The 20176-nt window shown below is 40.5% G+C and carries 16 protein-coding genes; 10 read left to right on the forward strand and 6 right to left on the reverse strand.

The genetic code is table 11. The features are described 5' to 3' along the window. Position 1: 1 nt before the first annotated feature. Complete coding sequence (locus AWW68_RS14555; RefSeq protein ID WP_084375705.1) at positions 2-415, reverse strand: (4Fe-4S)-binding protein; 414 nt, start codon at positions 413-415, stop codon at positions 2-4. A 108-nt stretch (positions 416-523) separates the two neighbouring features. Next, positions 524-1096, reverse strand: coding sequence for a DUF922 domain-containing protein (locus AWW68_RS14560; protein WP_068222423.1), 573 nt, complete (start codon positions 1094-1096; stop codon positions 524-526). A 49-nt stretch (positions 1097-1145) separates the two neighbouring features. On the opposite strand from AWW68_RS14560, the gene AWW68_RS14565 reads away from it, so the two are divergent. From AWW68_RS14565 to AWW68_RS14585, 6 genes are all read left to right on the forward strand, one after another. Further along, positions 1146-2378, forward strand: coding sequence for a DEAD/DEAH box helicase (locus AWW68_RS14565; protein WP_068222425.1), 1233 nt, complete (start codon positions 1146-1148; stop codon positions 2376-2378). 249 nt (positions 2379-2627) lie between these two features. Beyond that, on the forward strand, positions 2628-2939 hold the full coding sequence (locus tag AWW68_RS14570; protein ID WP_068222428.1) for a PadR family transcriptional regulator: 312 nt from the start codon (positions 2628-2630) through the stop codon (positions 2937-2939). Beyond that, on the forward strand, positions 2939-5551 hold the full coding sequence (locus AWW68_RS14575; protein WP_068222431.1) for an ABC transporter permease: 2613 nt from the start codon (positions 2939-2941) through the stop codon (positions 5549-5551). Before AWW68_RS14570 ends, AWW68_RS14575 begins: the two co-directional genes overlap by 1 nt. Before the next feature lie 41 nt (positions 5552-5592). Further along, the gene (locus AWW68_RS14580) at positions 5593-6675 is read left to right on the forward strand and encodes a serine hydrolase domain-containing protein (RefSeq protein WP_068222433.1); all 1083 of its coding nucleotides are present in this window, start codon (positions 5593-5595) and stop codon (positions 6673-6675) included. A 134-nt stretch (positions 6676-6809) separates the two neighbouring features. Then, positions 6810-7133 carry a TIGR04104 family putative zinc finger protein gene (locus AWW68_RS20500; RefSeq protein ID WP_157717667.1) on the forward strand — a complete coding sequence of 108 codons (324 nt, stop codon included), beginning with the start codon at positions 6810-6812 and terminating at the stop codon, positions 7131-7133. 69 nt (positions 7134-7202) lie between these two features. Next, positions 7203-7799, forward strand: coding sequence for a Crp/Fnr family transcriptional regulator (locus tag AWW68_RS14585; RefSeq protein ID WP_084375706.1), 597 nt, complete (start codon positions 7203-7205; stop codon positions 7797-7799). 2 nt (positions 7800-7801) lie between these two features. Here the strand turns inward: AWW68_RS14585 and AWW68_RS14590 are convergent, their stop codons facing one another. Next, positions 7802-8800, reverse strand: coding sequence for an NAD(P)-dependent alcohol dehydrogenase (locus AWW68_RS14590; RefSeq protein ID WP_245660248.1), 999 nt, complete (start codon positions 8798-8800; stop codon positions 7802-7804). A 391-nt stretch (positions 8801-9191) separates the two neighbouring features. Between AWW68_RS14590 and AWW68_RS14595 the strand changes: the two genes are divergently transcribed. After that, positions 9192-10142 (forward strand): bifunctional helix-turn-helix transcriptional regulator/GNAT family N-acetyltransferase, encoded by a 951-nt coding sequence (locus AWW68_RS14595; protein WP_068222436.1) that lies wholly within the window; start codon positions 9192-9194, stop codon positions 10140-10142. Between the two features lie 344 nt (positions 10143-10486). Here the strand turns inward: AWW68_RS14595 and AWW68_RS14605 are convergent, their stop codons facing one another. The 3 genes from AWW68_RS14605 to lpxB all read right to left on the reverse strand — a co-directional run bounded on the left by AWW68_RS14605 (position 10487) and on the right by lpxB (position 14794). Continuing rightward, complete coding sequence (locus AWW68_RS14605; protein WP_068222441.1) at positions 10487-12151, reverse strand: response regulator; 1665 nt, start codon at positions 12149-12151, stop codon at positions 10487-10489. A gap of 18 nt (positions 12152-12169) precedes the next feature. Next, positions 12170-13591, reverse strand: coding sequence for an ATP-binding protein (locus tag AWW68_RS14610; RefSeq protein WP_068222444.1), 1422 nt, complete (start codon positions 13589-13591; stop codon positions 12170-12172). 75 nt (positions 13592-13666) lie between these two features. Beyond that, positions 13667-14794 (reverse strand): lipid-A-disaccharide synthase, encoded by a 1128-nt coding sequence (gene lpxB / locus AWW68_RS14615; RefSeq protein ID WP_068222447.1) that lies wholly within the window; start codon positions 14792-14794, stop codon positions 13667-13669. A 298-nt stretch (positions 14795-15092) separates the two neighbouring features. Between lpxB and AWW68_RS14620 the strand changes: the two genes are divergently transcribed. The 3 genes from AWW68_RS14620 (at position 15093) to AWW68_RS14630 (ending at position 20158) form a co-directional block, all read left to right on the forward strand. Beyond that, the gene (locus AWW68_RS14620) at positions 15093-17927 is read left to right on the forward strand and encodes a M16 family metallopeptidase (protein WP_068222450.1); all 2835 of its coding nucleotides are present in this window, start codon (positions 15093-15095) and stop codon (positions 17925-17927) included. Positions 17928-18299: 372 nt separating this feature from the next. Next, the gene (locus AWW68_RS14625) at positions 18300-19286 is read left to right on the forward strand and encodes a Gfo/Idh/MocA family protein (protein WP_068222453.1); all 987 of its coding nucleotides are present in this window, start codon (positions 18300-18302) and stop codon (positions 19284-19286) included. 47 nt (positions 19287-19333) lie between these two features. After that, on the forward strand, positions 19334-20158 hold the full coding sequence (locus tag AWW68_RS14630; protein WP_068222458.1) for a prohibitin family protein: 825 nt from the start codon (positions 19334-19336) through the stop codon (positions 20156-20158). Positions 20159-20176: the final 18 nt, after the last annotated feature.

Raw genomic sequence — 20176 nt, forward strand, 5'->3', positions numbered from 1 at the left:
TCTAATTTTCTTTAGGTTGAGCGTGTGTTCCATCACAATACGGATAATTCCCGGACCTTTTACATCTACAAAACGAAACCGTTTCATTGAAAACAGTGGTTTTTGACCTGTCCGTTACGGTAGCACCTCCTTTAATAATTATAGGGCCACCAGGAATTAGCTTTACTTCCACCTCAGGGTTTTGCTTTTCTTTGAACTTTACCCCCTTAATGGAAAGCGCCTTGGAAGGACATTCCCTTACCAATTGCACTATATCTTCAGAAGAAGCTGCATTTATGTTCACCCATGGTCTTTGTTTCAGGTTGAACACTTTGGGCAATCCTTTAAGGCATATTCCTGAATGAATACAAAGATCTGGTTTCCATAAAACAGTGATCTCTCCATTTGAATATTCTTTCTCCACAGCTTTTGCCACTTCTTAATTTAGATTGAAAATAAATCAAATATGTATTAAAGCGAAAATGCTAGATGAAATTCATATACATGAAAACATGTTTGTATATAAATATATATGTATTTAAATTTATTTATAATAATCTTTGAGCCGCTCCAATTCTGAATAAACGCTCTCAAACCACACTTTTTGCTCGTCAAAATTGCGCCCATGACGAGTTTTACTATCATAATTATGAGAATACCTCTTGAAATCGCCCAAGAGCTGCTTTACGTATTTGTTATAAACTTTTAAGTCTCGCTCGCCATCCTTAAAAAGCTGATCTATTTGTTTACGGATTTTCCTAGCGTATAATTCTGCTATATCGAAATGCAGCTTTTCATGTGCCAATAGCGTAATACTGGTAGAGTCTGTGGTCCAAGAATCTTCCTTTACGAACAGCACTTTCACCTCAAATTTAGGTTGGCCTTTGATAATCCCTCCCCTAACCGAGTGCATTACCGATGTAAGAGCCATTCCCGAACCATCTTCTTTAGAATAATTCCTAAACCTATAGTCGGCCCAGTTCATATATAAATCTTCAGACCACTCAATAAAAGCGGTAGTATCTACTTCTAGGTATTGCGCTTTGGCTTCAGAAACCGTAAGGTTTAGGAATACTACAAAACAAACTACCCTTAAAACAGAAACAACCTGATGCATATCTGGGAAAACTAATATTATTGTTTGCTAACAACTATCTTTGTGCCACATGAAGTTCAGTGCATACCCCATCAACGACATCCTCAAAACTAACATTCAAGCGCTTGGTTTCAAAAAACCGACCGACATTCAGTTTAAGGCAATTCCGGCTATCCTAAAAGGAGAAGATGTATTGGCCATTGCGCAAACAGGAACGGGCAAAACCGCAGCTTTTGCCATTCCAACTCTTCAAAAGTTACTTCAGAAGAGTTCTAAAATTAGGCACAATGGTGTTCGCTGCTTGGTTATGGTACCTACTCATGAGCTAGCACAACAGGTAAAACAAAGCTTTCAGGAGATTGGCAGAGGTTCTGGATTGAACATTTTTGCCATTCATGGAGGCCTAGATCAGGTCCCGCAGATCGAAAAACTGAACTCAGGAATAGATGTACTTGTGGCCACTCCAGGTCGTATGTTCGACTTAGTGAGTCAGGGACATCTAAATCTTTCTTTGCTCGAAATATTGATTCTCGATGAAGCCGACCACATGCTCGGACTTGGCTTTATTAAAGATATAAAAGACTTGATGCGCCATATACCGAAGAAAAGACAAACCCTTTTCTTCTCTGCAACCATCAATGAGGAAATTAAAAAGCTGGCTTACTCACTAGTTAGCAATGCCATAAGAATACAGATTTCTCCCAAAAACCCTGTGGCTAAAAATATTGAGCATGCTGTAGCCCTGGTGGAAATGGATGATAAGCGCTTCTTCCTTGAGAACTTGATCAAAAACAATCCTGACCTTAAAATGCTGGTTTTTGTACGTACTAAAGTCCGCGCTGAAAGAGTAATGAAGGCCATGGAGCGAGTAGAAATTGAAACGGATACGCTCCATAGCGACAAAGAGCAAAATCAGCGCCAGCAGACGATGAAACGCTTCAGAAGTGGTAGTTTAAAAATTCTGATAGCCACAGATATTAGCGCAAGAGGAATCGACATTCCAAACGTTGATTATGTGGTGAATTATGACCTGCCAGACAGTTCTGAGCAATACGTTCACCGTGTTGGCCGAACAGGAAGAGGAACACAAAAGGGTCAGGCCGTTTCATTTTGCAGCAAAGAGGAACAGGAAATGCTGACGCTTATCGAAGAACACCTTACTGAGCCAATTGAGCGCATAGAAATAAGTAAAGGTGACTATCAATTGGTAAAAGACCTGACCGAAGACGACTCGAAAGATTGGCGTAAACTGATGAAAGACGCTGAAAACCCCACTTTTAAGAAGAGGAAGAAGAAAAGGTAGGAACCTTTATTCCTAGCCAGTCCCTCCTACACCCGGCAAGCGGGGATAATAAGTCTGCTAAAGCACCGGATTGCACGGATGTTCTCCTCTGGAGGCGATGTCCGCCCCGAAACTTCGGGGGACAGAGGAGGACGATACAATTCCGGCCCCCACACTCCCGTCTTCTGTAATCCGACTTCCAGCTTTTTATAAAAACTGCAATTACGAATAATATATTTCTCTATATTTACTGCAATTACGAATTTAATTATGAAGAAGACTAAGCTAGGTGAGTTTGAAGAGTTGGTTCTACTAACAGTTATTGTTTTGAAAGAAGATGCCTACGGGGTAGAAATCAAACGAGAGCTTGAAGAAAGGCTAAAAGAGACATTAAGTGTTGGTTCGATTCAATCTGCACTGAAGCGGATGGAAGAAAAGGGCTTTCTGAAGTCTGAGTTTGGAGAAGCTACTGCCGTAAGAGGCGGCAAACGCAAACGCATATACACCGCTACTCCCCTAGCCGTTCAAACATTGGAAGAAATTAAAGAGGTTCGCACCCAACTTTGGGCCTCCATTGCCTGATGAGCAAAAATAGCTCACATATCACCCCACCCAAATGGTCAACACGGCTATTGAGGCTCTTCCTACGTGGTCAATATTTGGAAGAGATTCAGGGCGATTTAGAGGAAGTCTATCATGATTTACTCGGCAAATATTCAAAGTCGAAAGCCAGAAGAATCTATCATTTAGAAGTGCTCAAACTTATAAGACCTTCCTTAATTAGAAAATTCTCTGGCAGTCAAAAACTCAACAACTTCGGTATGTTCAAACACATCTTGTTAATCTCAATTCGCAGTTTTCAGCGACATAAAACTACCTTTCTCATCAACCTTTTGGGGCTTTCTACGGGTCTGGCAGCTACCTTGCTAATCCTACTTTGGGTGCAAGACGAAAGGTCTGTTGACACTTTCCATGAGAAGAATGATCACCTGTATTGGGTGATGTCGAATTTCTCCATTAATAACGATGTAAATACTTGGAACTATACCTCTGGCAAATTGGCCGAAGCCCTGCTAAATAATTTCCCTGAAGTTAAAGATGCCGTACGAGTAGGTAACGACTTCTTCCGCCCTAGAGGCACTATTGCTTTTGATGAGAACTATTTTGAAGCAAATGGACTTTTTGCCAGTCCTAACTTTTTCGAGGTTATGACCTATGAAATGCTTATTGGCGATCCCGAAAAAGTAATTGCGGATAAGGGTTCGGTGACTATTTCCGATGAATATGCCCAAAGCATTTTCGGGAGTATCGAAAATGCGCTGGGAAAAACCATCTCATGGGACAACAGAATCTTCAGTAAAGAATTCATTGTTTCGGGAGTTTTCAAAGCACCTCCCAAAAATGCATCCATACGGTTCAACATAGTGCTCAATTACGAAAATTTGGTGGAAGCCGATGAATGGGCAGATCATTGGAATGGAGGCTATGCACAGACTTATTTGCTACTAAAACAAGATACGGATATAGACGCCTTCAATGCTAAAATTGCCGACTATTTAACCATCAACACAGACAGCGATAGATTCCAGTTGTTTGTTCAGCAATACTCTAAAAACTATCTCTACGGAAAGTATGAAAGCGGCATTCAAACTGGGGGAAGAATAGATAACGTTCGATTGTTTACCTATATCGCCATATTCATTTTGGCCATTGCCTGCATCAACTTCATGAATCTTTCCACCGCTCAAGCTTCCAAAAAACTCAAGGAAGTTGGGGTAAAAAAGGCCATTGGAGCCAATAGAACTGCTTTGATCTTTCAGTTTTTAAGTGAATCCATTCTCCTCTCTATCATTGCACTTGTTGTTGCCGTTGGATTGGTCATGCTGGTATTGCCTCAGTTCAATCATATATCTGGCAAAGAATTAACATTGATAAGCTGGAAAGAGTACATTTTGCCAGCCCTTTCACTTGTGTTGTTGACTGGTTTTGTAGCCGGAAGCTACCCAGCATTTTATTTATCCAGGTTTAAGCCCGTAACCGTACTCAAGGGCAAATTTTCAAACCTCAGAGGCGAAGAGTGGATTAGAAAAGGGTTGGTAATCGTTCAGTTCAGCCTTTCTGTGATCTTCATTATCGGTGTTATTGTCATCAATAAACAAATCGATTTCACCCAGAAAAAGTCATTAGGCTATGACAGGGAAGCCATCATTACTTTTAGAGAAGCCGGTTCAGACTACAGTAACCCACAACCCTTCTTCAATGAACTGATGAAAATCCCAGGCGTGCTCAGTACGGCCAACATGTCGGGCGATTTTTTAGCAGCCGATGACAACAATAGTGGCTTTTCATGGATTGAAGGCACAGAAGATGATGATAACCACCTCTTCGATTCACCCAAAGTAGGCTTCAACTTTATTGAAACATTGGGGCTCGAAATAGTTGAAGGAAGATCATTTTCCAGAGACTTCAACGATGGTGTAAGCAGCATCATTTTAAATGAGGCGGCAGTGGAATATATGGAGCTTGAAAACCCTATCGGAACTAAAATTGGTTGGGGCGATGATCGTGAAATGGAAGTAATTGGAGTGGTGAAAGACTTTCAGTATGGCTCATTACATAAAAAGATTGAGCCACTTATTATTCAGTTTAGAGAACGGGGAAAGCAATATTTTGTAAAGCTCAGACCAGGTTCAGAGCAAGAAACCATCGCTCAGGTTGAAAAGGTATTTCAAGATGTGTTTCCGGGTCAGATTTTCAGTCCTAGCCTATTGGCTGACGATTATAAGTCTCTGTATGATTCTGAGAACAAAGTGGCTGATCTTTCGAACTATATGGCCGCAATCGCCATTATTGTTTCCTGCTTGGGTCTCTTTGGATTAGCCGCCTTTACAGCAGAAAGAAAAACCAAGGAAATAGGAATCCGAAAAACATTAGGTGCTAGCCAACTTATTATTTTCCAATTACTAACCAATGTATTCACCAAAACGGTGGCCATCGCCATACTTATATCTGTACCGATTGGGTATTACATTGCCAACAGCTGGCTCCAGAATTTCGCTTACAGCATAGAGCTTAGCTGGTGGATATTCGCTATTGCAGCTATTTCTGCCATGCTTTTGGCTTGGTTTACTGTTGGTATACAGACCATAAAAGCAGCCAGACAAAACCCTGTGGATAGCCTTAGAGCGGAATAAAAGTGGTTTGGTGTTTGCTTAAAACAGTGAAATCTATATTCATGAAAAGAGCACAACACCTCCTACTCCTATTCTCACTGATTTTCATTCAAGGTTTATCCGCCCAAAGTATTGATGAACTCGTTCAAAAAACCAGTAAATCATTAATAAAAAACAAGGAATTCAGAGCTGTTTCTATTGGTATATATAAAGATGGAGAATCCTATATACACCACTTTGGCACACTACCCACGGGTCAATCTCCAAACAATGACACACGCTATGAACTTGGGTCTGTTACCAAAGTCTTTGCAGGCTACCTTGTAGCTCAGGCTGTGCTAGAAGGCAAAATTGAGCTAGATAAAGACATTCGAACCTATCTAACCGATGATTATCCCAACCTCTCCCTTGAAGGAACTCCCATTACTATCAAAGACTTAGTGACCCATACCGCAGGGCTTCCCCTTTTTATTAATTCGGAAGTGGCGAAGGCTTACCAAGGGCTTCAGCCTAATGTACCCGATGTAATCTTCGAATTTGAAAGGGAATACACAAAGGACAAATTTCTTGAGTCGCTTTACAATATTCAGTTGACAGAGAAGCCTGGAACAACCTACGCTTACTCCAATGCTGGTGCAGAGTTGATAGGAAACATCCTCAGCTCTGTTTACAACAAACCGCTAAATGAGCTTTATGACCAGTTTATATTGAATAAGGCTGAAATGAACCACACTTCCACCGAAATAGACAATGAACTAGCACAAGGCTATTGGATGAATAATACCGAAGCTTCCAAACTATCCGAGAACTTACTTTGGAACACTGGCACAGGCTTGAAGTCTTCCCTTCCGGATATGATGAAGTTTATCGCTTACAACCTAAGTGAAGATCCAATCATTAAAGAATCTCACCGTCTTCTCTATGAAAAGAAAACCCGATGGATGGGCTATTTCTGGAATATCTGGAAAGACAAGTACGGCACATCGTTCAATCATCACGGTGGCACAACTGGCACACAAAACTGGCTCTATATATTCCCGAAGTACGATTTAGGTATCTCAATTTTCGTGAACCACAGTGGCCCAAAAACTCCACAAAAACTGAATAAAGCGGCAAAGGCTATATTGAAGGAGTTGGCTTATTGAACGCCTATCATAAAACTATTTACATAGCTTGCATTAGCAGATCTGGACTAATTTGAGAAGACAATTTCACTGAATATTATGTTGATTTTTGATTAAATAGTTACATTCAATCTACTCAATGAACATCATTAGCAATGAACAGTAGAACGTGCCCTAACTGTAACCATAAATACCCTTTTAAAAAGTATTTAAAAGTTCTATTAAGACTTCAAGACACGCAGTTTGAATGTGAAAATTGCAAATCTACCTTAACGGTAAACCTTAGCAGGAGATTTGTACTAGCTCCGATAGCGTTCTTTCCAATATTGATTACTAGAACCTTTGTATCCTTCTTTAGCGAAACATTTCAAAGCCCTTCTTGGATCAGCTACTCCCTCTTTGGCGTTATTTTGCTTCTTTGGATATTCTCCGTTTACCAGTTTGACTCCTTTAAATTGACTGAAAAGCCTTCCTATTAAATAAGTCCTCACCCCCTTCTAAAACAGTTGATTTTGAATGTGTTAACCTCTGGTTGATTATATTCGCACATGGACGCTTTAGAAACTGCCAGAAGAGATCTCCACTCCTTTATTACTACTTTCAACATGTTAACTCCACAAGAGGTGGATACTATTGTTGATGGAACTAATATTCAGGCTTTTCCCAAAGGAACCATTCTTCTCAAAGAAGGGCAGATTTCAGATAAATGCTACTTCGTGCTGAAAGGTCTTATTCGCGAATATTACCTCAAGGATGGTGATGAAAAGACCACCGCCTTCTTTACAGAAAATGAGCCGGTCAACTCTTTTACCAGCAACAATAGCAAAAGTCCTTCAAGGTCTTATCTGGAGTGTATAGAAGACTGCATTCTCACAGTTGGCACCGATGATATTATTGAAGCCATGTGCAAAAAAGTGCCTCGGCTGGAAAATCTAATGCGAGTTGAGGTAGAGAAAAATGCAGGTAAGTTTCAAGATGAATACGCTGCCTTTATCATGTCATCTCCAGAAGAACGCTACGTTAGCCTGTTAGAAAAGAGACCCGGGCTTATGAACAGAGTGCCGCAACATCAGATTGCAAGCTTCCTTGGCGTAAAACCCGAGTCATTGAGCAGGATAAGAAAGAGATTACTCACTGCGAAGTGATTTTAACACTCGGCAACTCCCAACACTACATTTCCTCTCTTTCGCCCAGATTCCACATAAATATGTGCTTCACGAATCTGATCCATGCTATATCTTCTTTCTATCAGTATTTCCAGTTTGCCCAGCTGCTTCATCTTCACCAAACTTTTCAATAAGTCTTTGATGGTGTCTTTAGGAGCCATACCAGTAGCCGCAAATTTGGCTCTCTTTCTTCCTTCCCTATTGAACAGCGAAGCCCACAACAATGGCATAGAAAGTACCGGAGACATGTACAATCCTCCCTCTTTGAGCGCATTCTTACAGCTCTTGAAGGAATGTGCCCCAACAGTATCATAAATCACATCATAGGCAGACTCCAACTTCCTGAAATCCTTCTCCAGATAGTTGATTATATGGTCTGCACCCAGTGACTTCACATATTTCACATTCCTTCCGCTGCATACTCCTGTAGCTTCAGCACCCAAATTCTTCGCTATTTGAACAGCAGCAGATCCTAAGCTTCCTGAAGCCCCTACAATCAGCACTTTTTGGCCTGGCTTAACTTCTCCAATCAGTTTGAGAAAGTTAAGCGAAGTAACTGGGCCATCGCACATAGTACTGGCTTCTTCAAAGCTGATCTGCGCTGGCATCTGCATGATGATGTCATTTAAACCCACTGCTATGTACTCTGCATTGGTACTGAAGTTGGTGGTAGTTTCACCAAAGACACTATCTCCTACTTCAAAATCGGCTCTCTGGGCACCTACTTCCACCACTACACCGGCATAGCCTGTTCCGATAATTGGGTGCTTGCGTTTGAACAGTCCGAGTACCAAGCGCGCAAACCAGGGGTCACCTGCTCTCATTAGTGTGTCGGCATGTGTAATGCTGGCCACAGATGTCTTGACCAATACCTCTGTCGGTTTGATTTGTGGCTTAGGCACTTCCTTCACCTCCAAAATTTCCGGAGAGCCATAACCATTGGCTACTACCGCTTTCATTGTTGTTTTGAGCTTGTCCATTGGGCTTTTGTTGTTTTTGATACCCAAAAGTAGCGCAGCCCGAACGCCTGTGCATTGACTTAAGTTAAGAAGTGAAAATTCTAGAAGGAGTTGAAAGCATCACAGATCTAAACAGCTTATAAAAAAGCCCTGGAATAAGTTTATTCGACTCAGAAAACACTCACAGTCTAAATACAATCTTGAGTTTTCTGGAGAATGAGATAGTGCACTTTATACAGCACCAGTTGGTTGGCTATTGTGCACTTTTAGTAAATTATTGGAAATATATCGTGCACTGGAGTGCACGATACACAACGTTAGCAGCAACCTAAACACAGAAATCTCAAAGAAATATTTGAACTTATGAAACACCTTTCATATTTTTATTAAAGTACTTTCATAAATAATAAATATGTCAGATGTATTAAATGAATTGGGATATCTTGCCGGAGCTTCAAGATTTCGAAGAATAAGTGAAAAACTGCAACAAGATGGTGACAAGATTTATTCAGATGCCAACATACAATTTAAAGCAAGTTGGTTTTCTGTTTACTATGTCTTAGCTAAAACGAATTCACCACAAACTATCCTCGAAATTTCCAATCAAATCGACTTTTCTCACATTACGGTAAAAAATATTCTTCGAGAACTAAAAAAAGAAGAATTAGTCAATATTACGCCAAATCCGAATGATAAACGCTCAAAGTTGGTTGGACTAACAAAAAAGGGGAAAGAATTACAAATGGAACTTGAACCTTTATGGCTTTCATTTTCCAAAACGCTTAAAGAACTTTTCTCAATTGGACATCCAGATATGATTAATATTTTGGACAGATTGGATTGGGAAATCAATCACAAACCAATCAATGAACGCATACATCAACCCAAAGACGAATTTGTAAAAATCATTGACTATAAACCAAGTCTTAAAAAATATTTCTATGAATTGGCTGGACCTTGGCTGTTGAGTGTTTTGAATGGTGTATTAGAAGAAGATGATAAATTCACTTTGCATAATCCTGACAAGGCTTATTTAGAAAATGGCGGATTCCTCTTTTATGCCAAGTTTAAGGAAGAAATTGTTGGTTGTGTCGCCCTAAAACGATTGAATGAAGACACCTTTGAGTTTGCCAAACTATTCATCAATCCAAACTTTAGAAAACTTGGAATAGCAACAAAACTAATTGAACGCTGCATAAGTCGTTGTTTGGAAAATGACGCTACTGAATTATGGTTACAAACCACTATGAGTATGCCACAAGCACACAAATTATACTATAAACTTGGGTTTAATGACAGAAAAGCACCAACTCAAATGGATGTTTTAGAGAGAACTGAAAAAATTATGTGCTTGTCATTATGATACACATTATTGGTTATTCGGCTTTGGGAATTAATTTACTCTCAATGACAATGAAGAACATTCTAATGTTGAGAGTTCTATCATTGATTGCCAATATGATTTACATCGCTTATGGAATTTTATTAAATGCACCACCATTTATAATCGGTTGTGGAATAGCAGTTTTGATACACGGATTTCACATAATTAAAATTCAAAAATCAAAAAAGGCAGCTGCTAATAACGTGTATAAGCAATAGCGGTTTGAGTGCAAACTTGAACTGTTTTTAGTTTAAATAAAGTATATTGCTATCTGAAAAGTAGTTGGTTAAAATCCGCTTCAGCTCATATACAAGACCGTTACTCTAAACCTCCCCTAAATACTCATGCACAAACTTGATGGACATAGCGCCTTCTCCTACGGCTGAGGCTACTCTGTTCATGGCTCCTGCCCTAACATCTCCTGCGGCAAATATGCCTGGAGTGCTAGTTTCTAGTAAGAATGGCTCACGGGTTTTCTTCCAGATCTTCTTAAACTCATCGTCTTTCTGAACATCTCGTCCGGTAAGGATAAAACCTCTTTCGTTTTTGAAAATTTGATCGCCTGTCCAGCTAGTGTAAGGCCTTGCTCCTATGAAAATAAGTAGAGCACCTGCTGGTTTTTTCTCCACTTCATTGGTTTCTAGGTTCTTCAATGACACGCACTCAAGGTGAGTTTCGCCATGAGCCGCTTCTATCACCGAGCGAGGAACTAGGCTGATATTCTCCGTTCCCTTAATCTGGTCAATCAGGTAAGAGCTCATACTGCTAGTTAAGTCTGGCTTACGGATAACGATATAGACATTCTTGGCAAAGTTGCTCAAGTACATGGCCGCTTGGCCAGCTGAGTTACCACCTCCAACAATATATACATCCTTGTCTCTACAGGCGTGGGCTTCTGTAGTGGCAGCACCGTAGTAGATTCCTGCACCTGTGTAATTGTCAATTCCTGCGGCTTCCAGTTTTCTATACTGAACCCCAGTGGTAATAATCACCGATTTGGTGTGAATTTGCTCGCCATTTTCAAGAATTACCTTTTTATAATTGTCTTGAGTTTCTACCCCAACCACACTTTGTGGCGACAAAAACTCAATACCAAAGCGTTTGGCTTGGGTAATGGCCCTTTGCGTTAAATCAGCACCAGAAAGACCTTTCGGAAAGCCCAAGTAGTTTTCAATCCGTGAACTCGTTCCAGCCTGTCCACCAGGAGCATGTTTTTCAATCAAAAGCGTTTTCAACCCCTCTGAACCACCATAAACCGCTGCTGCCATTCCTGCAGGACCCGCTCCTATAATGGTGACATCGTACATTTTTTCAGCAGCCTTAGACCGAAGGCCAATCTTGGATCCTAACTCTACGGCAGAAGGGTTCTTCAGATGTGAACCATCTTCAAAGAACACTGCTGGCAAATGCTGATCGGTTACTTCGGCCAAGTCCATTAATTCTTTGGCTTCTGGCTCATTCATTACATCTAGCCATTGATAAGGAATGAGGTTTCCTGAAAGAAAGTCCTTCACCGCATGCGACTTTGGACTGTACTGGTAACCAACTACTCTAATACCTCTAAAAGCTGGAATATGATTGATTTGCCACTCATCTAGCAAATCGTTCAGGGTTGGGTAAAGTTTCTCTTCTGGTGGGTCCCAAGGCTTGTTCAAATAGTAATCTAATTGAACCTCGTTGATGGCCTTAATGGCAGCCTCAATATCTGAATAAGCAGTTAACAACACTCGCTTTGCGGCAGGATAAAGCTTTTTGGCTTGCTCTAAAAACTCCACTCCTGTCATTTCAGGCATTCGCTGATCAGACAAGAAAAGGGCAACATCTTCGCCTTTCTGCTTTAACTCTTTGAGTGCCTCTAGGCCCTCATTGGCAGAAGCCGTACTCATAATTCTATAGTCTGCTCTATACTGCTGTCTTAGATCTCTACGAATGGCTGCTAGTACCTGCTCGTCATCATCTACAGTAAAAATTATTGGTTGTTTGGCCATTTGAGTTTTTGGTGATTCTTAGTGCTTAAGTGGTAAGCAAATTTCAAAAGTTGTATTTCCGGGTTGCGACTGCAGCTTAATTGTGCCGTTATGGTTTTCGACAATCTGCTGCACGGTCTCTAGCCCTAGCCCTGTACCTTTTCCAATATCTTTAGTGGTAAAAAATGGTTCAAAAATTCTGTCTTGAATGTCTTTCGGAATTCCCTTACCCGTATCGCTAATATTAACCCTCACATTATCGCCAACCGTCTTAGTGGTTATGGTTAATGTACCACCCGCCTCTTCCATGGCATCGAGTGCGTTATCTATAATATTCGTCCAAACCTGATTGAGTTCACCTGGGCTAGCTGCCATTTTTGGCATATCTGTTTGCCAGTTTTCTTCAACCGTAACTTGGTTCTTTTTCACTTTATGATTTAAAATGGACAACGTTGTTCTCAAACCAATATGGATATCAGTAGGCTCATAATCGCCAGACCTGTCCATGTGAGAATACTCTTTCACGGAATTTACGAGTGTAGAGATTCGCTTTGAAGCATCTTTTATTTCCCCAACCATTTTTTCGGTGGTCAGCACATTGTCTACCCAAGTAAGCATAGATGGAAACTCCTTCTCGCCCATCTTTTCCTTAAGTCCATCTAAATCAGCAACATCAAATCGATAGTCTGCTAAAGTTTCAGCCAGCATATAGCAATCGCCATAACCATTATCTTCTAGCCAATCGGTGAGCTCGTCTTCACGGTCAGCTCTGGCAATCATAGATTCAGTTTTGTTGATTCCTTGCCTAAGCTTGCCAAACACCAGGTTATTCACAAAGTCTATCTGGTCATCTACAATTTCCATAGAGATCACCTTCTTCAATTTGTCGGGAACTGTGCCTAAGTGTTTTTCTAGAGACTCGGCACTTCTAACAATGGCAGCAGCTGGGTTATTGAGTTCGTGTGCTAAGCCTGCAGAAAGCTTGCCTAGCGCCATCAACTTCTCACTTTGGTGTTGAAAACGACTGAAATCTCTAACCCTATCGGTCATCAGGTGGACCAAGACAGCAGTTACCTCGTGGCACTCGCAAATGAGGTCGTAAAAATGATCTACCGAAAGGGTGAAGACCTTAGAATCGGTTACTGCAAAGGCGTGGCCCGTGGCCGATTGAGCTCTACTGTAAGGCAATGCACCAGAAACATCTCCGGTCTTAATTTGCGCCAACTCCTTAAACTGACCTGCCTGTTGAACTTTTAGTGAGAAGAGGCCATCGAGCATAATCAACAAACGATCAATAGAATCTCCCCTCTTAAAAATCTGTTCGCCAGCAGGTATTTCAACCAACTCTCCACGTTCTACAATCCATTCAATTTGTGAAATCGGCACTCCCTCAAGTACTGAAAATGAGGCAATTCTCTCAACTATCTCTTGGTGATTCATGATTGCAAAACCTGTTTTCATTTAATTTAGTTCTATGGTGCAGTTGTAAGGATATTTCTCTTGCCAATTGAAGGCTAAAACTTATTGGCTGAAGCTCTATTTCTTGCTTAACTCTTCAAACATCAATTCGGCAACTCTTTCAGAAGCTCCAGTGCCGCCAAGCTTCACCCGAAGGGCTTTATAATCTTCAAGAATCTGATCTCTTTTCGATCCGTTGAGAGTCAACATTAACTCTCTCACCAGCCTCTTTTCATTTAAATCTGACTCTATAAGTTCTTGCACTGCCATCTTATCCAAAATTATGTTGACCATGCAGATGTATTTTATACTCACTATCCTTTTCAAGATATGATAAGTGAAAAAGCCTGCCTTATAACAAACTACCTGTGGCACGTTGAAAAGAGCAGTCTCTAACGTGGCTGTTCCAGAAGTAACCAAAGCTGCTTTGGCGTTATTGAGAATATCATAAGTTGCCCCAAAGGCTACACGCACTCTACCCTTTGTAAACTGCTCATAGAGCTCTGAATCTATGGTCTCAGAACCAGCAATAATAAACTCATGATCAGGAAAATGAGGAATTACCTTAAGCATTCTAGAAAGGTTCCCGATTATCTCTTGCTTTCGGCTCCCAGGTAAAATGGCAATTAACGGTTTATCCGAAGCAAGCTCATACTTGCTATAAAACTCATCGCTTGGGAGTAAATCTTTTTGGCGAAGTTCAAGAGCATCTAGAATAGGGTGACCAACAAAATCTATATCATAGCCATAAGATTTGTAAAACGCAGGTTCAAAAGGTAGGATAGAAAAGATTCTATCTGTCCATTGGTGTATGGTATGAACTCGCTTTTTCTTCCAAGCCCAAGCTTGCGGAAGGATGTAATAGAATACCTTCGTTTTCAGGCCTTGTTGCTTTACATACTTAGCAATTCGGAGGTTGAAGCCAGAGTTATCGATGAGGATAAGAACATCGGGCTGAAACTCTTCAATGTCTTGCTCACAGAACCTGAAATTCTGCTTAATGGTCTTCAGGTTTTGAACTACCTGAAAAATACCCATAAATGAAGTCTCTTTAATGTGCTTAGCTAATTCTTGAGCTTCGACCTTCATTTTATCGCCTCCCCACACTCTGAAATAAGCATCTGAATCACGCTTTTTCAGTTCTTTCATCATGTTGGCCGCATGCATATCGCCAGAGGCCTCTCCTGCAATGATGTAGTATTTCATTTCCCGAATTCTGCTGCCAAGTTCATGGTTTGAGACAAATTATCAAATGGAAATCGAAACGTATATCATTTTGATACACACCTCCTATTATTCCACTTGCTAAATCTGCTTAAATTGGCTAATTAGGAAAGATATTCAAGTCATATACTAGACTGATCATAAGATTCATATTAATAGAAAATACTAACCCCTGCCCTAAAAGGTGATTAAATTCTAATCTCTCCCTTTAGGGAATAAAAGGGTAAAAATTCGAATCAAATCTTACGATCAATTCTAACTGTGGCAAATCACTATTCTTATGAAACATAAACTGACTTTCCTTTTCATTCTTACCATCATGGTTTCTTGCCAGCCTAAGCAAGAGGAAGAAACCAAAGCTGATTTTAATGTAGACTATGAAAAATTCGAACTAGACAACGGACTCGATGTAGTATTTCATGTTGACAGGTCCGATCCTGTGGTTGCAGTAGCCTTGACGGCTCATGTAGGCTCGGCTAGAGAAAAGGAAGGCAGAACAGGTTTTGCACACCTCTTTGAACACCTGCTCTTTTTAGAGTCAGAAAACCTAGGCAAAGGTGGTTTAGATAAGTTGAGCGCCAGAGTGGGTGGCTCAGGTGCTAATGGTTCAACTTCCAGAGATAGAACCAACTATTTTCAAACCGTTCCTAACGATGCCTTAGAAAAAATGCTCTGGGCTGAGGCCGATAAGCTTGGTTGGTTCATCAATACCGTAACGGATCCGGTTTTGGCCAAAGAAAAGCAAGTGGTGAAAAATGAAAAGCGTCAAAGTGTAGACAACCGCCCTTACGGCCATACTAGCTACGTTATTGACAAAAACCTCTACCCTGCCGATCACCCGTATAATTGGCAAGTAATTGGTTCTTTAGACGATTTGCAGGCAGCAACCCTTGCCGATGTTAAGGAATTCTTTAACCGTTGGTATGTACCCAATAATGTAACGCTAGTAGTTTCTGGAGATTTCGATGTAGAACAAGCCAAAGAATGGGTGCATAAGTATTTTGATGAAATTCCGAAGGGTGAAACAGTGGAAACCATGCAGCCAAGAGCTGGTGTAATTACAGAAAACATCAGGCTTTACCATGAAGATAATTTTGCCAGAGTACCAGAACTGACTTACACCTGGCCTACTGTTGAACAATATCATCCTGATAGCTATGCCCTAGATGTACTAGCGCAATACCTCTCAAGTGGCAAGAAAGCGCCATTTAGCCAAGTGCTTGTAGAAGACAAGAAATTAACCTCCAACGTAAGAATGTATAATAGAACCTCAGAGTTGGCCGGTCAATATCAGCTTTCTGTAAGGGCCTATTCAGATAAAGATTTAGACGAAGTAGCTAAAGCCATAGAAGAAGCTTTTGCCAAATTCGAGGCAGAAGGAATTTCGGAAAAAGACCTTAGCAGAATAAAAGCAGGGCAAGAAACAAGCTTTTATAATGGTCTTTCTAGTGTATTGGGCAAAGGATTTCAGTTAGCGCAGTACAATATTTTTGCTAACGATCCTGGCTTTATCAAGAAAGACATTGAGCGCATTTTAGCTGTAAGTACTGCCGATGTTAAAAGAGTGTATGAAAAGTACATCAAAGACAAAAACTTCATTGCTACCAGTTTTGTGCCTAGGGGCCAGAAAGACCTAGCTTTAGCTAACTCAGAGAAAGCTGAGGTGGTGGAAGAAGCTATTGTTCAAGGAGCAGAAGAAACATTCGATGCTTCAATTCAGGCAGAATATGAAAGAACGCCATCTTCTTTCGATAGGACTGTAGAGCCAGCTTATGGCAGTGCACCTGAAATTCAGATTCCTGAGGTATATGAGGCTACACTAAACAATGGCATTGAAATTTATGGTATTGAAAATGACGAAGTACCGTTGGTTCAAATCAATATGGTAATCGATGGCGGACAACTGATGGAAGATATGGATAAGCTTGGCGCAGCTAACCTTATGGCTTCTATCATGACTAAAGGAACGGCCAACAAAACACCAGAAGAATTAGAAGAAGCAATAGATCAGCTAGGTGCGAGAATTAGTGTTTTTGCCGGCAAGCAAAGCGTTAGAATTTCTGCCAATACCTTAGCCAGAAACTATGACGAAACACTTGCCCTTATGGAGGAAATTCTTCTACAACCGCGTTGGGATGAGAATGAATTTGAGCTTGCAAAGCAAAGCACTATCAGCCAGATTAGACAGCAAGAAGCTAACCCTAATGCCATTGCTAGCAACGCTTACGATATTCTAATTTATGGCAAAGATGACATTAGAGCGCAAAACACTTTAGGCACTATTGAGACTGTTTCCAACCTAACTATAGATGATCTAAAAGCTTATTACAATGCCAACATCTCTCCTTCAGTAACACGTTTACATGTTGTAGGCGATATATCTGAAAATGAATTAGTTAAATCTTTAAGTTCACTAGACAGTAAATGGGAAGCTAAGGAAGTTAAGCTACCAGAGTTAAGCCAACCGAAAGCGCCTACCGAATCGCAAGTATATTTCTATGATGTGCCAGGTGCAAAGCAGTCTGTATTGAATATAGGTTACCCAGCTATGCCTGCCACAGATGAAGACTACTACCCTGCTACGGTAATGAATTACATACTAGGCGGTGGAGGTTTTGCCTCTCAACTCACCCAAGAATTGCGAGAAGGAAAAGGGTATACTTATGGAGTTAGATCAGGTTTCTCTGGTAATGAATATGACGGTACTTTTACCATTAGCAGTGGAGTTAGAACCAACGTTACTTTAGAGTCTACTCAGTTGGTAAAAGAGATATTAGATAACCATGGCCCTGGATTTACAGAGAAAGATTTAGAAACCACTAAAGGCTTTTTAATTAAGAGTAATGCACGTGCTTTTGAAACAGCGGGTGCTAAACTCAATATGCTCGAAAACATTAGCCAATTTGAATTACCACATGACTATGTGAAAGACAGAGAAGCCATAGTGAGAGGCATGACGGTTGAAAAAATCAGACAATTATCTGAAAAATACCTCGATAAAAACAAGATGATTTGGTTAGTTGTGGGCGATGCAAAAACCCAACTAAATCGCATGAAACAACTTGGCTTTGGTGAGCCTACACTCATCAACGATATGACGGGACCGGAGAAATAGTTCTAGGTTGAAGGTTCAAAGTTTAAAGCTTCTACCATCTTTAAACTTTGAGCCTTTCAAATCAGAGCTTGGTTCTGAAGTTTTTATAATTCGTTAATGAACTAAGTCAAATTCATATGGCACTATAAAATAGCCACTGGAGTTGACACAGCCATTTTGAGGGATATTGTCTTCCGTACAGATGGCATAATAGCCTGACAAGGCTAGATACGTATTTCAAAAGATGGTCAGAGCACGACAGAACTTCTTTAGGGAGTGATTCAGCATAGCATAAACACACCATGAATTATGAAAGTTGAACTTTAAACTTCAAACTTTGAACCTGAAACTTATGGGTGTACCTTTGGCGTTTAGTTAAAAAAATCAGCTAATATGCTCAAAATTGGGGTTCTAGGGGCCGGTCATCTCGGCAAAATTCACATCAAATGCATCAAAGATATTTCAGAATATGAGCTTGTAGGTTTCTACGATGCCCTGCCTGAAAATGCCCATGCAGTAGCCGAAGAGTTTGGCATTCAATCTTTTGAAACCATCGAATCCTTAATTGAGGCAGTAGATGTTGTAGATATTGTAACACCTACCCTTTCGCACTTCCATTGTGCCGAAAAGGCACTCAAAGCAGGCAAGCACGTTTTCATTGAGAAACCCGTTACCAACACGCTGGAAGAAGCTGAAGAACTGATCAGGCTATCGAAAGAACATGGCCTGAAAATTCAAGTGGGTCATGTAGAAAGATTTAACCCAGCTTTTGTGGCTGCTCAAAGCCATCTAAAGCAACCTATGTTTATTGAGACGCACAGACTCGCGCAGTTCAACCCCAGAGGTTTAGACGTGCCTGTGGTTTTGGATTTAATGATTCATGATATAGACGTTATTCTAAAAGCAGTTGGCTCAAAGGTCGAAAAGGTTTCAGCTAGTGGAGTAAATGTGGTGGCAGATACTCCAGATATTGCCAATGCACGTTTGGAGTTTGCCAATGGCTGTGTAGCCAACCTGACCACCAGCCGAATAGCAGTGAAAAACATGCGTAAATCACGTTTCTTTCAAAGAGATGCTTACATAGCCGTAGACTTTTTAGAGAAGAAATCTGAAATAGTAAGAATGAAAGATGCTACAGGCGAAGAAGGCCCATTTTCTATGGTGTTAGACCTTGGTGAGGACAAAGGCAAAAAGGAAATCATCTTCGAAAATCCAAAGGTTAATCCAACCAATGCCATAAGAGAAGAGCTTTTTACTTTCCACGAAGCAATCATTAACGATCAACAACCTATTGTAACTATAGAAGATGGCTATGAAGCCTTAAAAGTGGCTCATCAAATTCTGGAAGAGATTCAGAAAAACCTTGAAAAGATAGGTTAGTTATTAAAACAGCCATCTCTTAATTAATCGAACTAAAACTCATCAATATGGATAACAGAAGATTATTACCCATTATCATCATATCAGTAATTGCTCTAATAGTGGTTATTGGACTTTCGTCTAGTATTTTCTATACCATTCAGGCCAATGAAAGAGCCGTACTCTTTAAGAAGTTCTCTGGCGGCCTAGATAAAGAAAATGTCATACAACCAGGTTTCCACATGAAGGCACCATGGAACGACCTCATCACTTTTGATGTAGCAGAAAGCAAGGCCGAAGAAACCATGGACGTGCTAGACAAAAACGGATTGAGTATTCAGGTTGATGTATCAGTAAGGTTCTACCCAAAATTCGATAGAATTGGTCACATCTATGAAAGGTTCAGACTTGGCTACATCAATACGCTTGTAGTACCAGAAGTAAGATCTACTGTGCGTCAGGTAATGGGTAGGTTTACTGCTGAAGAAATCTTCTCTACCAAAAGAGCTGAAGTTGAAACTGCAATAAGAACTGAAACTGCCAATGTGTTGGGTAATGAAACCAATAATGTTGAAATGACTGCCCTGCTTATTCGTTCCATCATTCTTCCAGAGAAAATTAAGCAGGCTATTGAGAACAAATTACAGCAAGAACAAGAGGCTTTGGCTTATCAATACAGATTAGATAAAGAAAAATCTGAAGCCGAGAGAAAGAAGATTGCAGCCGAGGGTGAAGCACAGGCCAACAGAATTGTCAATAGCAGTTTAACACCGAACTTATTGAAAATGAGAGGTATTGAAGCGACTCTAAAATTAGCTGAATCTCAGAATTCAAAAGTGGTGGTTATTGGACAAGGCGAAGGCGGTTTACCATTAATATTGGGCAATAATTAAAATATCTTCAGTCTGTAG

The organism is Roseivirga spongicola (assembly GCF_001592965.1).
Lineage (GTDB): Bacteria > Bacteroidota > Bacteroidia > Cytophagales > Cyclobacteriaceae > Roseivirga > Roseivirga spongicola.

What these genes read in the sequence shown, in the direction of transcription:
- AWW68_RS14560 (WP_068222423.1), bottom strand. Translation starts at nt 1,096, where the DNA reads ATGCATCAGGTTGTTTCTGTTTTAAGGGTAGTTTGTTTTGTAGTATTC.
- AWW68_RS14565 (WP_068222425.1), top strand. Translation starts at nt 1,146, where the DNA reads ATGAAGTTCAGTGCATACCCCATCAACGACATCCTCAAAACTAACATT.
- AWW68_RS14570 (WP_068222428.1), top strand. Translation starts at nt 2,628, where the DNA reads ATGAAGAAGACTAAGCTAGGTGAGTTTGAAGAGTTGGTTCTACTAACA.
- AWW68_RS14575 (WP_068222431.1), top strand. Translation starts at nt 2,939, where the DNA reads ATGAGCAAAAATAGCTCACATATCACCCCACCCAAATGGTCAACACGG.
- AWW68_RS14580 (WP_068222433.1), top strand. Translation starts at nt 5,593, where the DNA reads ATGAAAAGAGCACAACACCTCCTACTCCTATTCTCACTGATTTTCATT.
- AWW68_RS20500 (WP_157717667.1), top strand. Translation starts at nt 6,810, where the DNA reads ATGAACAGTAGAACGTGCCCTAACTGTAACCATAAATACCCTTTTAAA.
- AWW68_RS14585 (WP_084375706.1), top strand. Translation starts at nt 7,203, where the DNA reads ATGGACGCTTTAGAAACTGCCAGAAGAGATCTCCACTCCTTTATTACT.
- AWW68_RS14590 (WP_245660248.1), bottom strand. Translation starts at nt 8,800, where the DNA reads ATGGACAAGCTCAAAACAACAATGAAAGCGGTAGTAGCCAATGGTTAT.
- AWW68_RS14595 (WP_068222436.1), top strand. Translation starts at nt 9,192, where the DNA reads ATGTCAGATGTATTAAATGAATTGGGATATCTTGCCGGAGCTTCAAGA.
- AWW68_RS14605 (WP_068222441.1), bottom strand. Translation starts at nt 12,151, where the DNA reads ATGGCCAAACAACCAATAATTTTTACTGTAGATGATGACGAGCAGGTA.
- AWW68_RS14610 (WP_068222444.1), bottom strand. Translation starts at nt 13,591, where the DNA reads ATGAAAACAGGTTTTGCAATCATGAATCACCAAGAGATAGTTGAGAGA.
- lpxB (WP_068222447.1), bottom strand. Translation starts at nt 14,794, where the DNA reads ATGAAATACTACATCATTGCAGGAGAGGCCTCTGGCGATATGCATGCG.
- AWW68_RS14620 (WP_068222450.1), top strand. Translation starts at nt 15,093, where the DNA reads ATGAAACATAAACTGACTTTCCTTTTCATTCTTACCATCATGGTTTCT.
- AWW68_RS14625 (WP_068222453.1), top strand. Translation starts at nt 18,300, where the DNA reads ATGCTCAAAATTGGGGTTCTAGGGGCCGGTCATCTCGGCAAAATTCAC.
- AWW68_RS14630 (WP_068222458.1), top strand. Translation starts at nt 19,334, where the DNA reads ATGGATAACAGAAGATTATTACCCATTATCATCATATCAGTAATTGCT.